We start from the raw sequence: 17,287 nt of genomic DNA, 5'->3' as shown, positions 1-17,287 counted from the left end.
CAGTCGCCCGCACGCCGACCGCCGCCGCGCCCAAACCAGACGAAGCGATCACGGCCGGATTCGCCAACACGGAACCCCCGACCCGGTCCACCAAGAACGCCGAACCAGCCCCAGACAACACAACCGACACGTCCCGACCCTCGACCAAACCACCCAACACGTCGCTGACCACCACAGACGCCCAATGCCCCGCACCCGCCGGATCAACCGAACCAGCCGAATGAGCGAACGACGCCCGGACCGCATCCAAATCCAAACCCGGCACCCCGAACTCGACCGTCACCGGTTGGCCGATCACGGCGCCACCGACCCAGCCATACTCCGCCTTGACCTGGTAGAAACCGGGGGAGGCAACGGCGAACGAACCCCACTCGGCGGTGCCGTCCACGCCCGTGAGCACCGTTTCGCCCAGCGTCCAGGGGGTCGCGCCATCAGCGCGGTAGGAGAACACGATCCATTCGGGAGAAGCCCACGGGTCGCCGTACTGATCTGACAGCGACACACGGAACCTATGCGGAGAGCCAACCACCGGCACCTCGCCCTGCGTCAACCAATCAAACGACGACTGGGACAAATCCAATACCGGCGGCTGCGTCGGGGTTACGAACGAGAAGTCGACCTCGCCCACAACCTCTGAACCGATCGACACAACCAGATGCGCGGTCGTGTCCTCGGTCGCCTGCACGTCAACCACCGCCGAGCCCAGGCCTGACGAGGGGATTTGGGCCGGGCTTGTCAGCGGGGAACCGCTGTGCCGGTCGATCAAGAACGCCGAACCGGGCGAGGTCAACTCGAACGACACGTTCTGGCCCCCGACGAAGCCGCCCAACATGTCCGTCACAGTCACGTACGCCCAATGCACCGCACCCGCCGGGTCAACCGAACCTGTCGAATGAGTGAACGACGCCCTGATCGCATCCAAGTCCAAACCCGGCGCGGCGAACTCAACCGTCACAGCCGAACCCACCTGGGACCCCGCCACCTCCGCCTTCACCTCATACGAACCCGGAGCGGACACCGTGAACGAACCCCACTCTGCGGCGCCGTTGACAGTCGTCAGTGTCGCGCCGACCGTCCAAGCGGTCCCGCTCGAAGCCCTGTAGGAGAACACAACCTGCTCCGGGGACGTCCAAGCCTCCCCGTACTGGTCGACCAGCGAAACCCCGAACCCATGCGGAGAGCCGACCACCGGCACCCCGCCTTCCGTCAGCCACTCGAACGACGAACGTGACACGTCGAGCCGGGCCGGTTCGTTTTGGAACTCCGCCACAGCAGGCGAACCCTGTGCGATGTCGCATTGCGACGAATACGAGTACCCGCCCGCCCCGTAAACAGTCGCGTTCGCGGACGCCGTGAACTCAAACACCCCAGCCGCCGGAGAAGCGACCGCCAACTCCGCCACCCCGCTGGCACCCACAGGCACATCCACCGAATAAGCACCCGGCCCGCCCAACTCCATCGCCTCCCCAACCGAAGCGAACCGCACAAACCCGTCGCCAGCCGCGAATGGCACGCCGTCCTGGTCGGTCAACAGGGCCTTGATGGTCAACTGGGAAACGCCATCGGCCGGGGCCGGATCCTCCGGCGAGACCAACTCGCTCAAACCAGGCCCGGACGCCACCCGGCGCGGGTCGAAGTTCAACGCCACAACCGCGGGCAACCCGTTGGACGCGCCCACATCCGGGTCCCCCGCCACCCGCAAGCGCTCAAACGCCGCCCCGTCCACGGTCGCGGACACCTTCAGCGGATCCCAAAGGACCGACATGAACGGCGAAACCAACTCCACGGACGCGTAACCAGACCCGTCCGTCACGGCCTCCACCACCACCGGACCCTGCGACAATCCAGCCGACGTCCACTCCGGGATCAGGAAACTCACCACCGCGCCCTCAAACGGCTCGCCCGCGGCGTCACGCACCACGGCGCCAACCACCTGGGTCGAAACCCCGTTCGCCGCCGCCCTGTCATCAGCCGCCGGCTGCACCAACCACGACTCCGCCACAGAAGGCGCCCTCGGGGCAGGCTCGAACACCACCACGACGGTTTGGCCCAGTTGGACGCCGTCCAACTCGACCCTCACCTCGTAGGAACCATGCGCCGCCACCGTGAACGCACCCCACTCCGCCACATCCAAGTACGCGCCGCCGCTGTGCCCCGGGGTCCACCCCGACTCCCCGACAAGCCGATACGAATACTCCAACGACCGGCCCTGGCGCCACACCTGCAGCCACGGGCCGCCGAACTGATCACGCAAAGACAACCGCAGCGTATGCGACGACCCGACCAGCACCGGCCCGTCGCACGACACGCACTCGAACACCGACTCGGCCGGATCCAGCGCCGCCGCCACGAACTCGACCGCCAACGCCGAACCGACCTGCGCGCCCGCGACCTCCGCTTTCACCTCGTAAGAGCCCGGAACGGTCACAGCGAACGAACCCCACTCCGCCACGCCCGCCGAGGCGGGCACGCTCTGACCGACCGTCCAAACCGAAGCGCCCTCCTCCTTATAGGAGAACACCACGGTTTCCGGCTCCGTCCACGGCTCGCCGTTCTGATCACGCAAGGTCGCCCTGAACGCGAACTCCGGCGAATACCCCTCGCCAATCACTTGCACGTCGCCATCCGTCAGCTTCTCAAGCGACGAACGCGACAAGTCAAGCGCCGGCGCCGGGGTGTCCACCAGATTCGTGGTGGAACGCCCGCCGTCCATCAACGGCAATTCCTCGCCGTCAACCGAGACGGCGACAGGATAGGAGCCGGCGTAAACGCCGGTGTACGGCGCAGTGTAGACGCCGCCGCCCGCATGGGTGAAGCCGCCCACGGTGACCCCGCTGGAAACGGGCGCCGAACCGTCAATGAACCCGGCGGCATCGAGCGCCGGGGCGTTGTCCGCGTCCCTGAGCTGCACGGTGATCGTACCGGTGTCAACGCCGTTGGCCTGGACGGGTTCAGCCGAGACGGTGTACCAGGTGTCCGCCTGGCCCGCGTCCGTCCCCGAACCGACCCAACGCAGGGTCTTCGGCGAACCGCCCAATGGGTCGTACTCAGAGCGCAGGATGCAGGTGCCCGCCCCGTTGCCGCGGATGTACGCGACCCCCTGGCTGATGTCGTCGTCCTGCCAATTCCAGCCGAGGGAGGTCCAATCCTGCTCTTCTTCCGGCAGCGAGGGATCGCCGAAGCCGGCGTCGCAGGTGCCGGTGTCCACGAGTTCAAGCCACACCCCGTGTGCCAAACCGGCCCGCTGCGCGCGGCCCTCGGCCCAGGCGGTGACGGTGACCACGTAGGTCTCCCCCACCTTGAGGGGCACCGGCACGCCGTCCGGCTCATCCAACGGGTCGTTCGGGTCGTCGACCGGAACGGACGGCGACACCACCATCGTCGAGTCGAGCTGCGACAAATCGGGCAGGCCGTATGGCACCGTCAACACGGTGTTGGGCTGATCATCCCGCGCAACCACGTCGAATTCGATCGTCTCGTCTTTGTAGGAGATGGTGATCTTGCGGTCGCCGGGTTTGCTTGAATAAAGGGCGATCTGGTAGTACCCGCGTTCGCAAGTCTCACCGAAAATCCCGGTGTTGGCGCAGCCGAAGAAGCCGTCCGAGAGGTCGAACAGGCCTTCGCCGCCAAGCGGGTCGGACGCGGCGGCGGCCCAGCTAAGGCCGCCCTGCGCGTACTTCACGCCATTCCCATCCGCGTCAACCAGTCGCACCATCACTTGTTGGTAGTCGCCCTCGAACAGGCGCCCGGGGACCGGCGGGTTGGTGGCGGCCACACGCCAGGGACCATTCACCCACGTGAACGACTGGGCGACAGCCGGCCGCGGCGAAGCCACGCTCACCAGGACGGCCTTGTCCAGCACCACGTTGTTCTCGTTTAGCGCGGGCAACGGCTGCCCGTCATAGGTCACCTCGATGGCATAAGTGCCGGCTTTGGTGCCGGTGAACCACGCCACGTAGCCGTATTCGTCCTCCACGAAGTTCCCAATGGTGATGCCGCTGCCGTCCGGCGCCTTGGCGCTCAACCGGGCCGCCTGTCCGGGAACCTCGACGGACCAGTCCGCCGGGCCGCCGTTCAGCGTGACGCGGATCTCGCCCACGTCGGTGCCGTTGGCGACAACCTCATTCGGCGGCACCCGGAACGAACTCCGGTCGGGGTCCGCTTCCGGATACGCCCAGGTGAGAGTCTTCGGCGAGCCGCCGATCTGCTGCCCGACCGCGCTGGCCGGCACCCCGGCCTCATTGCGCACATACGCCTCCAGCTTGCATTCGCCGGCGGTGGGGTTCCTCACGTAAACATCTGTCTCTGCCCGGCCGATCGCGGACGTGTCCAGATAGATCTCGTAGACGTGGCTGTCGAACTTCGCCTCGCAATCAGGACCCCACACGATCAAGTCGAGCGGGACGCCGCCCACTCGGTTGTTGCGGCCCTCGTCCCAGGTGGTGACCGTCAGGTGGTAGCGGCCGTCCCTGCCGTACGGGAGGGTGGTGGGCACCCCGTCCGGGTTGTCCAATGGGTCGTCCGGGTTGTCCTCCGGCACGGACGGGGTGATCATCAAAGTCGAGTACTCGGGGCTGAACGGCGGCGTGGCGAAAACGGCGCGCAGCACCTTGGAAACGCCTCGCCCGCCGTTGACCAGCGTCAGCTCATCCGCCGTGCCGGGCCGGTAAGTCACGGTCAGGTGCCGCTCGCCGGCCTTCGACGAGTACACGTCCAGGGTGTAGACGCCGGCCACGCATTCGCCGCCCACCGGCGCGGCCGCGCACGCGAAGTTGCCGCCGTTGCCGTAATAGAGCCCGATGCCGTCCAGCGGGTCCCCAGTACCCGCCGCCGCTTTCAGCCCCAAGGCTCCCTGGGTGATCGCCTGGCCGTCCGCGTTCTTCAGAGTGGCCGTGATGGTCTGCCTGCCCCATTCGGCCTGCGTCGAGCTGGGCGCGTCATGGTTGGCCGGCTCATCCGGCCGTTGGGTGACCACGGCGAACGACCGGTCGCCGGCGGGCGGGGGCCCGTCCGCGCTGACCAGGTAGGCCTTGTCGTTCCCGATCACCGCTTGCACGGCGATGGCCTGGCCGTCCGCCGTCACCGCCAGCGGGAACACGCCTTCGGCGGTGCCCGTGAAGGTGGCGGTGTAACGGCCCGCCCCGGTGTGGGTGAAGCCGCTGACCGCCAGACCGGAGTTGTCGGGCCTCGACACCTCCAGTTGGGAGGCCGCGCCGGTGATGGCCCGTCCGTCCACTCCGAACAACTGAACTTCGATTTGGCCTTCGTCTTGGCCGTCCGCCAAGACCGCGCCCGGCGAGACCGTGAACCAAGTCTTGGGACTGGCCACGTCGACGGGCGCCTCCACCCAGGTCAGGACAACACTGCGGAAATTGCTTTCCAATAGGCACTGGCCCGGTTGGTCGCTGTAGAACTTGGTGACGGCCTGTCCGGTGCCGTCTGCCAAGAAGATCTCGCCTTGGCGGCCGTTGGGCAAGATCGCGTGGCATTCGGCCTCCCCGTAGTCTGTGACCCTAACTTCGGTGGCGGGGGAGTATGGAACCCGGTTGTTGCGGCCCTGATCCCAGAAAGTAAGCGTCACGGTGTACCACTGGCCTGCAAAGATCGGGTCTGGCACACCGTCATCGTCATCCGCCGGGTCGTCCGGGTCATCCACCGGAGTGGACGGGGAGACCACCATCGTGGAGTACTCATCGCTTTCGCCCCAAACGGCAAACGTGGCAGGTAGCACAGGCGAGGGCGGCTTTGCGGCGTTGACCAGCTTGAACGTGTCCGGCCCGCCCGCGCTGTAGGTGACCTCCAGTTGGCGCACGCCGGCCTTGACGCTGTACACGTCCAGCGTGTAAACGCCGGCCGCGCACTCGCCGCCGGCCAGCGCTTCGGCGCACACAAAGGCGCCGCCATTTGAATAGTCCAGCCCGGCCCCCGCGAACGGGTCGGACGCGGCCGCGGCCACGCTGAGCGGCGGCGCCGCGTCGGTGATCGGGGCACCCGCCGCGTCCTTAAGCGTCACGGTGATGGTTTGGAAGCCCCACCATTCCGGCTGGTCGGCCAACTCGGGGTCGCCGCGGTTTGCCTCGGCCTCGTACTCGTCGGTGATGGCCGCCCAGGACTGGGCGGAGTCCGCCTCGCCAGGCGCGGCGGGCGCGACCAGACGCGCGTCGCCCTGGCCGGACGCCCACAGGGCCAAGTCCTGGCCGTCCGCCGTGGCGGTGATCGCATGCGTCCCGGCCACAGTGCCGGTGAACGGCGCCGTGTAGACGCCGCCGCCCAGATGGGTGAAGCCGCCCACGGCGACCCCGCTGCCGACCGCGGCGGAGGCGGCCAGCAACCCGGCGGCATCGGTCACCGGCTCGTTGTCCGCGTCCCGAAGCTGGACGGTCACCGTGCCCGCGTCAGCACCGTTGGCCACGACATCCTGTTCGGACACCGTGTACCAGGTGTTCACATGCGACAGGTCCGCGCCCGAGCCAACCCAACGCAGAGTCTTGGGCGAACCGCCCACGTCGCCAGCCCCGTAGATTTGGACCCGCAGCTGGCATACGCCGGGGGCGTCGCTGTACACGGTGGTGGTCACCCGCCCGGACGCGTCAAGCGGCAATTCCACGCCCGAACTGTGGTAGGAGGGGTCGTCCGGGTCAACCATGTAAGCGTCGCAGGAATCTGAGCGAACCAGTTCGAAGATCGCCTTCACCTCGGAGTAACGCTCCAACCGGCCGGACCGGTACTCCCGGTTCGCGCTCCACCCTGTCACGGTCACCTGGTAGGACTGACCGGCGTTGATGGCCGTGGGCACGCCGTCCGGCTCGTCTTGCGGGTCGTCGGGATTGTCTTGCGGGGCCGAAGGACTGACGACCAAGGTCGAATCCGAATCCGAGATCTCCGGCACGTCGAACTCAAGCGACAATTCGGTTGAAGGCGGATTATCCCTGTTGGCGAGCTCGAACGAAATAGAACCGTTCCCATAAGAGACTGTGATCAGGCGTTCTCCGGCGAGGGCCGAGCCGATCAGCACCCAGTAATAACCCTCGGCGCAGCTGTTGACGCTGAGGTCCCAGCCGCCGCACTCGAAGACCCCGCCCCTCGAATCGGCCAGCCCCTGGCCGCCGAACGGGTCGTCTGGGGCGGGCGCCCAGCTCAGCGCGCCTGCCGCATTGGGCACGGGATGGCCCTCGGAGTCAACCAGGTGAACCATCACTCGGTGGGTGTACGTGTCGTTCCAACCGAACATGGAATGCCCCCAGCCCGCCACATCCGGCGTCGGACGGGCCATGGGAGACAAATCGCCCGTGTCATCAACCCACGCCTCTGAAGCCGCGGCGCTGGGCACCGCCGCCGCACCGGCGGCGACCATGTTGGCAGTGTCATACAGTCGGTGCGTGTAATAGTCCTCCTCGGCGGCGACCGGGTGCCCGTCGTAGGTCACCTCGAGTTGCCAGAGACCTTCTACGGTGCCCGTGAACCTGGCGAGGTACTCGCCCTGGTCCCATTCGACGAAGTCGCGCACTTCGATCCCGCTGCCTGGCGGCACCTTGACCGCAAGGCGGTCCGCTTGGCCGAACACCCAGCCATCCATGTCGTTGCTGTTCAAGTAAACGGCGATCGTCCCCAGGTCTTGGCCGTCGGCCAGCACCGGTTCGGTTCCAACCGAGAAACTCGACCAGCGCAGGTCGACCGGCGCGCTCTCCCACGTCAACACCCTGGGCGAGTCCGCGATCGGCCCGTCGCCGTAGCCGGTGGGGCTCATGAACATGGCCGTTAACAAGCACTTCCCGGGCGCCGCCCCGGGCGTCTGGTAGACATAGGTCTCCGCGCGTCCCGTCGCTGACGTGACCAGCCACGTTTCGTTTCCGTCCTCAAGCCAGAAGCGCGTGTCGTCGCATGGCCCGGAGCGGTCGGCGTTCCGCAGTTCTTCCAGTTCGAGTTCGAATTCCGCGTCCGGAACCAGGTTGTTGCGGCCCTCGTCCCAGGCGATCACCGTCACCTTGTAGGCCTGGCCCGCGCCGTTGATCAGAGCGGCGGGCAGCCCGTCCGGTCCGATCGGCTCGATTTCTAGAATGGAGTCCGCCCGGCTGGCCGGCGGCGCGTCGAATCTGGCCCGCAGCACGCTTGAGGCCGGGTGGTCGCCGTTGACCAAGGTCACCTGGTCGGGCGTGCCCGCCAAGTAGGTGACGACCAGCTGCCGTTCGCCGGCCTTGGAGCTGTACACGTCCAGCGTGTACACGCCCGCCGCACATTCGCCGTCTACCAGCGCGGTCGCGCACGCGAACTTGCCGCTGTTGCCGAAGTAGAGCCCGATGCCGTCCACCGGATCGCCCGGCGCCGCCGCAGCCGCCAGCCCCAAGACGCCCTGCGTCAGCGGAGCGCCGTCCGCGCCCTTCAAAGTGGCCGTGATGGTCTGTCGGCCCCATTCGGCCGCCGTCGAATTGGGCCGGTCGTGATTGGCCAGCTGGTTCTCGCGGTCGCTGACCACCGCCTTCGAGCCGGAGCCCGCCGGCGGCGGTTCGCCCGGGGCCACTAGGTAGGCCTTGTCGTTGCCCGCGCCCGCGTGGGTGCTCAAGGCTTTGCCTTGCGCGGTCACGGTCAACGCGTACAACCCTGGGACGGTGCCCGTGAAGGCGGTCGTGTACCGGCCGCCGCCCTGGTCGGTGAACCCGTCCGCCGAGACGCCGCTGCCAGCCGGCACCCCGACCACGATGTCGCCTGCGGCGGCGGTGACCGGGAGCCCGTCGGTCCCGTAGAGCTGAACCTCGATTTGACCCTCGTCTTGCCCGTCCGCCACCACCGGACCGGCCGAGACGCTGAACCAAGTCCGCGCGCTCGCCGGGTCCACCGGGGCCGCTTCCCAAACCAGGTACACGTCCCGGTCGGGGGTGACGCTGGAAACGATCCGGCAGTCGCCCGCCTCGCGGCTGGTCACCTGGAGCACAATCCGACCGTTTTGGTCCTTGTCATAAGCATCGACCCTGCCGCCATGGCCGTCGGGGAACCTCGCCGCGCAGTCGCCATCGGTTCCCACCAGATCGACCATGAACACGTCGTCGTAGGGGACGCGGTTGTTGCGGCCGGCGTCCCACAGGGTGATGGTGACCGTGTAGGACTCGCCGACGCTGAGTGTTGTCGGCACGCCGTCCGGCTCGTCCGCCGGGTCGTCCGGGTCGTCCTCCGGAACGGACGGGGAGACCGTCAGCGTTGAGTACTCCGGGCTCGGTTCGGTGGCCACGAATTCGGCGGCCAGCACGGTTGACGGCGCGTTCGCCTCATTGACCAGCGTGAACGCGTCGGGCGTGCCGGCGCCATAAGTCACCTCGAGTTGGCGCACGCCAACCTTGACGCTGTACACGTCAACCTTGAAGACCCCGGCGGGGCACTCGCCGCCCACCAACGCCTCGGCGCAGGCAAAAGCCCCGCCGTTCGAATAGTCCAGGCCCGCGCCCGCCAACGGATCGGAGGCGGCCGCCGCCACGCTCAGCGGCGGCGCCGCGTCCGTGACCGGCTCGCCTGCGGAGTCTTTCAGCGCCACCGTGATGGTCTGGAAACCCCACAGCTCCGGTTCCTCGGCCAAGTCCGGGTCGCCCCGGTTCGCCTCGGCCTCTTCGGCGGTGACCGCGGCCGAAGACTTCGACGGGCTCACTCCGCCCGGCTCGCCCGCCGCCACCAGATGCGCGTCGCCCTGACCGGACGCCCACAGTGTCAACGCGCTGCCGTCCACCTGGGCAGTCAGCGCGAAGACGCCAATCTGGGCGCCGGTGAACGGGGCGGTGTAAACGCCCCCGCCCACATGCGTGAAGGCGCCCACGGCGACCCCGCTGCCAACGGGGCCGGCGGCGGTGACGAACTCGGCGGCATCGTGCACGGGGAGGCCTGCGGCGTCCCGCAACTGGACGGTGACCACGCCGGCGTCAACGCCGTCCGCCACCACGTCCTCAGGCGAAACGGCGAACCACGTGTTCGCGTGCGTCGGGTCGGCAACCGACCCGACCCAACGCAGCACCTTGGGCGAACCCGCCAGATCGGTGGAATAGTCGCCGGCGGTCAAGCCGCAAACACCGGGTCTGGCGCTGTAAACGCGGGTGGTCAATTGGCCGTCGGCGTTCGCCGTCAACTCGTCCGCGCCGACCGAGTCGGCGGTCCAGCGCGAGGGGTCATCCGGGAAAGCCGGATCCTGGAACACGGCCGCGCAGTCTGGTCCCTGCACCTCCAGGTCCACCTCGTCGAACTCGGCGCGGTTGACCCGGTCCCTGTCCCAGCCGGTCAACACCACGTCGTAGAAGTCGCCGGCGGGAACGGGCGTCGCCACGCCGTCCGCCGCGTCGGCCGGGTCCAGCGGATTGTCCACCGGCGCCGAAGGCGAAACCACCAAGGTGGAATCCTCGAGCGACGCCCAAGGAAGGTCGTACGTCAGCTTCAAAGTGGTGGACGGGATGTTGTTCTTGTCCATCAGCAGGAAGGCCTCAACCCGTTCGTCCCCGTAGGACACGGTGATGTGGCGTTCGCCCGGTATGGCCGAATGAATCTCAATGGCATAGCAACTGCCGCCCGGACCCGGGCCGGCGCCTGGGCAGGGCAATCCGGCTTCGAACACGCCCCCCTGAAGGTCGAACAGCCCCTCGCCCTGGAACGGGTCGGTGTCCGCCGCCTTCCAGGTCAGCCCGCCGGCGTTGCGGCCCAGCGAGGCGGCGTCCGCGCCCGCCAGCTGGACCTCGACCAGGTACGGTTCGCTCTGCAAGAACTCGGTCCTCTCCCCCGGGGCCGGCTCTTGGCTCACGCGCGCGCTGGTCTGGTCTGTCCACATGAGTGAATGAAGCGGCACGGGCGGCGGCTCCGAGGGCGCCACGAAGTGGGCCGTCGCCGCAGCCGGATCCTGGTCCTCGGGGGAGAGCGCCTGGCCGTCATACGTGACCGACAGCTCGTAGTCGCCCGCCGTGGTGCCCGCGAAATAACCCTCGTAGCGACCGGGGTAGGTCTGGACAAAGCCGAGACTCCTGATGCCGCTGCCATCAGGTGCCTCCAACGCGAGCTTGTCGGCTTTGCCCCCCAAGACGGCAAATCCGTTGCTGCCTCCGGTGAGTTCCACATGGACCATGCCCACGTCTGCGCCGTCAGCGGCCACGTCGTTCTGGTCCACCCAGAAGAAGGTGTGGTCGGGGTCCCAGTTGACCTCCGGCTCGAGCCACCGCAGCAGCTTGGGCGAGCCGCCCAGTTGCCCGTTGTCCTCGGTGAGGCCGTCCTGGGCCGTCGCCGTCAAGTAGCAGGCGTTCAGCTCCGATGTGGTGGGGAGGTAAACATACGCCTCGGCCCGCCCTGTCGCGGACGTCTCCACGGAGAATTGGCGCCCCGGGCCGCCCACGAAGCCCGCCAAGCAGGTGCCATAGGCGGAGTAGTAGTCCAACGAGAGCATGACGCGCTGGCCGCCAACCCGGTTGTTCCGGCCCGCGTCCCAAGTCGTGACGGTGATCCTGAAGGGATTGGCCTGGCCCAAACCGACCGGCGTGGGCACGCCATCGGGCTCGTCCAACGGGTCGTCCGCGTTGTCCTGCGGTGTCGAGGGCGTCACCACCACGGTCGAGTCCGCCAGGCTCATGGGCGGCGTGGTGAACACGGTCCGCAACACCCTGGACGTGTCAAGGTCGCCGTTGACCAGCACAATCGCTTGCGGCGTGCCCGGCAAGTAGGTGACCGTCAGTTGCCGCTCGCCCGCCTTTGAGCTGTACACGTCAAGCGTGTAGACGCCAGCCGCGCAGAGACCCGCCTCAGGGGCCTGGGCGCAGACGAACAGGTTTTGGTTGCCGAAGTAGAGCCCGATGCCGTCCAGCGGGTCACCGGGACCCGCCGCGGCAACCAGGTCGCCAGCCGCCGCGGTGAGCGGGGCGCCGTCAGCGTCCTTGAGCGTGACCGTGATGGTTTGCCGGCCCCACTCGGCGACCGTGGACTGCGGGGCGCCGCGGTTCGCAGCCTGGTCGGGGTTGTTGGTGATGACCGCGCTCGACTGGGCGGCACCCACCGGCGGGCCGCCCGCCTGGACCAGACGGGCCAGATCGTTGCCAATCCCCGCTTGGACGGAGAGCGGCACGTCGCCAAGCGTCACTGCGATCTGGAAAGACCCGGCCTTCGCGCCGCTGAAGGCAGCCGTGTACTGGCCGCCGCCCAGGTGGGTGAAGGCGCTGATGGTCAGGCCGGAGTCCTGGTCCAGCGGGCTCGCGGTGAGGCGGCCGGCGGCCTGAACCATGGGGGCGCCGTTGACGCCGTAAAGCTGCACCTCAATCCCGCCCTGATCCTGGCCGCCAACCACCACCGGGGCGGGCGAGACGTCAAACCACGTCTTGTCGCTGGCCGTGTCCACGGCCCCGTCGCCCCAGATCAAAGTCCTGCTCGGTTCGCCGACGGATGAGACCAGCTCGCATTCGCCAATGACCTGGCTGATCACCTGCGTGCTCGCCCGGCCGCCTCTGACCGACAAATCCAGATAATCCTCGTTGTTCGGGAAGAACGCCCGGCAATCCTCGCCCTCGAGTTTCAGCTCGACCCAGTTTTCGGCGGTGATGAGGTTGTTCCGCCCGGCGTCCCAAAGGGTGACCGTGACCGTGTACGGCTCGCCGACCGCGACGGGAAGAGGCGTGCCTGTGGCCGGCGCCGCCGCGTCCGGGTCGTCCTGCGGATCGGAAGGCGTGATCGCGACTGTCGAGTCTTCCTCGCTCACGAAGACCTCGAAGAGAGCGCGCAGCACCGTTGACGGCGCGCTCGGGTCGCTGAGCAGCTTGAACTCTTCGGCCGTGCCCGCGCCGTAGACGACCTCCAGTTGGCGCACACCCGCTTTGACGCTGTACACGTCCACAGTGAACCGGCCCCCGGCGCACTGGCCGTCGCCGTCCAGCGCCTGGGCGCAGGTGAAAACGCCGCCGTTCGAGTAATCCAGGCCCGCCCCGCCGGACGGGTCGCCGGCCGCGGCCGTCACGCTCAGCGGCGGGTTCGGATCCGTCACCGGATCGCCCTCCGCGTCAACCAGCGCGGCCGTGATCCTGTAGGAGCCCCACTCCTCTGGGCGCTGCGCCAGCGCCGGATTGCCCCGGTTGGCCTCCGGCGTGCGGTCGGCGTAGATGCCGACCGAGGATTCCTGCGGGCTCGGCCCGCCGCCCCCGACGCTCGCCACCATGTGGGCGGAGTCGTTCCCCGGATCCCTCACCGCCAACGCCTTGCCGTCCACTGAGACGCTGATCAGCTGGTCACCCACAACCGTCCCCGTGAACGTGGCCGTGTAAACGCCACCGCCCGCATGCCTGAAAGCGCCCAAGGTGATTCCACCCGCTTGCGGGCCGGAGGCGGAAAGATAGCCGGCGGCATCGTGCACCGGCACGTCGCCTTCGCCCCGAAGCTGGACCGTGACGGTCCCCGTCGCCAGGCCGTCCGCCAAAACGCCCTGGGGCGAAACCGTGAACCAGGTGTTCTCCCCCTCCGGGTCCGCGGTGGAGCCCACCCAGCGCAACACCTTCGGCGAACCCGCCAGTTCATCCCAGTAGTCGCCGGCCATCAACGTGCAGACCGCCGGGCCCTCGCTGTAAACATAGGTGACCCGTTGGCCGCTCTGGTTGGCCTCCAGGTCGCCGAGGTACAGCCGGTTCTCAGCCCATTCGGACGGATCGTCAAGGGGATCCCCGGCCTTTTTCAGCACCGCGTCGCAGGCGTCCCCCGGCGCCAACTCGACCGTCAGGTCCTCGAACACCGCCCGCCCTAGCCGGTTCTGGTCCCAAGGGGTCAGAACCACTTGATAGACCTCTCCCGCCCTGATCGGTTGGGGCACCCCGTCCGGCGGGTCGCTCGGATCGAGCGGATTGTCCACCGGCGCGGAAGGCGAAACCACCATGGTCGAATCGGCGCCGTTCGCGGTCGCGGGCGCATAGGTCAAAACCAGCGTGGTGGACGGAGGGTCGTCCTTATTCACCAGGGCGAATTCGAGCTGCTGGTCCTTGTAGAAGACATTGATGTGCCGCTCGCCGGGCAAGGCTGAATAGATCCCGATCCGATAGCAGTCGCTTTCCGGTGTCGCCCCGCAATAGAACGTGGGCGTGAAGAACCCGCCCTCCAGGTCGTAAAGGCCCACGTCGCCGAACGGGTCGGATTCCGCCACCTCCCACCGCAGACCGGCGGCGTTGTGCAGCAACGGCGTGCCGGCAGCGTCCTTGAGCTGCGCGTACACGGTGAAGGGCTGTCCGGGGAAATTGACTGTGGACTGGCCGGCCGCCGGCTTTTGGACGGCCTGAATGGTCCCATAGCTGCCACCCCAGAACATGGACTGGGCCGGGGCGGGCGTCGGGTCGGTCGCCGCCACCAGGTGGGCCAGGTTTTGCAGCGGTCCCCCAAGGGTGGAGACCGAGGCCCGCAAGGGCTGGCCGTCATACTCCACCGACAGTTCGAAAACGCCTGTCTGGGTGCCGTAGAAATGGGCCAGGTAGGACCCCGGGACCTCCTCGATGAAATCGGTGACGTGGAGCCCGGCGCCGTTCTTCACCGACGTCTTCAGGAGGTCCTGGCGCCCGGTCACCCAGGAGTCGCCGTCTTGGCTGCCCATCAAAGTGACCACGATGTCGCCCACGTCGACCCCGTTCGCCGCCACGTCGTCCGGCTGCACCCAAAACTCCGAGACCTCCCGGTCCACCTGCGTGTTCACCCATGACAAACGCTTGGGCGAGCCGCCCAGGGCGCCATGGTCGCCGTCCATCAGGACCACGTCCAGCCGACAGGTGCCGACCGCCGGGGTCAACTGGTGCACGTACAGCTCGACCTGCCCGATCTCCGAGGTCACCGCGTAGGTGTAGTTCGAGTAGCCCGGGAAACGGGCGTCGCAGTAGGGCGAATCCGGCACCGACCTCAGCGCCAGCGAGATCTCCTGCCCGGCCACGCGATTGTTGCGGCCGGCGTCCCAGGCGGTGACCGTCACCTTGTAAACCTGGCCGTTGCCCAGCTCAAGTGGCACCGGCACGCCGTCCGGCTCATCGAACGGGTCGTCCGGGTTGTCCTGCGGGTTCGAGGGCGTCACCACCACCGTGCTGTCCACCCGGCTGATCGGCGGCGTGGCGAAAATGGTCCGCAGCACCTTCGACGCCTTGTGGTCGCCGTTGACCAGCGCCACCGCGTCCGGGGTGCCGGGCAGGTAGGTGACGGTGAGCTGCCGCTCGCCCGCCTTGGAGCTGTAGACGTCCAGCGTGTAGACGCCGTTTTCGCATTCGCCGTCCACCGGCGCCGCCGCGCACGCGAAGACGCCCTGGTTGCCGAAGTAGAGTCCGATGCCGTCCACCGGATCCCCGTAACCCGCCTCCGCCACCAGCCCGGCGGCCGCGTTTGTCAGGGGCTCGCCGTCCTCGCCTTTCAGCGTGGCGGTGATGGTTTGCCGTCCCCATTCGGCCACCGTGGAGCCCGTGGTGCCGTGGTTGGCCAACTCGTTCGGGCGGTTCGTCACCTTGGCGTCGGACCGGTCCGCCGCGGGCGGTGGCCCGTCCGCCGCGACCACGTGGGCCAGGTTGTTGCCCAGAACGCCGGGTTGGACGCTGATCGGGACGTCGCCCGCCTTCAGCGTGATTGCATGGGAGCCGACCACGGTGCCGGTGAAGGCGGCGGTGTACCGGCCGCCGCCCAGGTGGGCGAAGGCGCCCACAGTGATTCCGGAGCCCTCTGCGGGCGTGGCCTGGATGAGGCTGACCGCCTCCGTCACCGGTCGGCCGTTGACCCCGTAAAGCTGGACTTCAATCTGGCCTTCGTCTTGGCCGTCCGCCACGACCGCGCCAGGCGAGACGCTGAACCAGGTCTTGGGGCTGTCCGGGTCGATCGCCCCGTCCGTCCAAACAAGCGTCTTCGGCTCTCCGCCTATGGCGCCGGCATCCAATTCGCACACGCCCGGGGTCAGACTGGTCGCGCGGATGACGGCCCGGCCGTTGGAATCTGCGGCCAACAGCGCGTATGGGGCGCCGCTGGCGAACACCGCGCCGCAGTTCTCGCCGTCAAGACCCAAGTCCAGCGACACGCCGCCAACCCGGTTGTTGCGGCCGGCGTCCCACAGGGTGACGGTGATGGTGTACGCCTCGCCCACCGCTCTGGGCGTTGGCGTTCCCAAGGCCGGAGCCTTCGCGTCCGGGTCGTCTGGCGGCTCGGAGGGCGAGACGACGACGGTCGAATCCGCCTCGCTGAGTTCCGCGTAATACCTGGCGTAAAGCACCGTTGACGGCGGAAGGTCGTCGTTGACCAGCGTGAATTGGTTAGCGGTGCCCGCCCCGTAAACAACCTGGAGCCGCCTAATCCCCGCTTTGACGCTGTACACGTCCAGCGTGAACACGCCGTCGGGGCATTGGCCGTCCGCGTCCAGCGTGTCCCGGCAGGTGAACTCGCCTTGGTCGGAGTAATCCAGACCCTCGCCGCCGAACGGGTCCGCGGCCGCGTGGGTCACGCTCAGCGGCGGGTTCGGGTCGGTGATGGCTTCGCCTGACTCGTCCAGCAAAATGACCGCGACCGTGACGTAGTCCCAGTCCTCGGGGCGGTCCGCCAGGGCCGGGTTGCCGCGGTTGGCGGCCGCGCCGCCGGAAGACGTGATCCAAGCGCTGGACTGCGCGCTGCTGGGCACCTCCGGCGCGGCGGGGGCCGCGAAGTAGGCCGAGTCGCCGCCGCCGTCCTTGGCGGTCAGAGGTTGGCCGCCCGCCGTGACCGTGATCGGCCTCCAGCCCAGTTGCGTGCCCGTGAACGTTGCGGTGTAGACGCCGCCGCCCGCGTGCGTGAAGGCGCCCACCGTGACACCCCCGCCAACGGGGCCGGCGGCGGAAAGCGACCCGGCGGCATCGAACACCGGCTGGTTTTCCGCGTCCCTCAACTGGACCGTGACCGTGCCGGTCGACTGGCCGTCAGCGGGGACCGGCGCCTGCGAAACCGTGAACCACGTGTTGGCGACGTCCCGGTTGACCAGGGCGCCCAGCCAGCGCAGAACCTTCGGGGAGCCTTCAAGCTCTTCGCCGTCGCTCCCGCCCGTCGCGGAAAGCGTGCAGACTCCCGGCCCTTCGCTCCAGACCCAGGCGGTCGCCCGGCCGTTGCCGTCAAGGGTCGGGGTGATCTCGCTGTCCCAGCCCCAGAAGTTGGTTGGGTCCGCCGGGTCCACGAAATGGGCTTCGCACTCCGCAGATTCCGTGATCTCGAGGGAGACTCTTTCGCCGGCGCCCGTCCGGTGGGCCTTGCCCCGGTCCCAGCCGGTCACGGTGACTTGGTAAAGCTCGCCGGGCTGAAGGGGGACGGGCACGCCATCCGCCGCGTC

Annotated in this window: 1 protein-coding gene; it reads right to left on the bottom strand. The window is 68.1% G+C overall.

Annotation, left to right across the window (positions count from 1 at the left end; all coding sequences use genetic code 11):
* The coding region (locus LBC97_11145) for a hypothetical protein (GenBank protein MDR2566585.1) at positions 1 to 17,287 on the bottom strand (17,287 nt) is incomplete at both ends.

Source organism: Bifidobacteriaceae bacterium (assembly GCA_031281585.1).
GTDB lineage: Bacteria > Actinomycetota > Actinomycetes > Actinomycetales > WQXJ01 > JAIRTF01.
The sequence above is the reverse complement of the archived record's forward strand: the minus strand, read 5'-3'. Positions and strand labels throughout refer to the sequence as shown.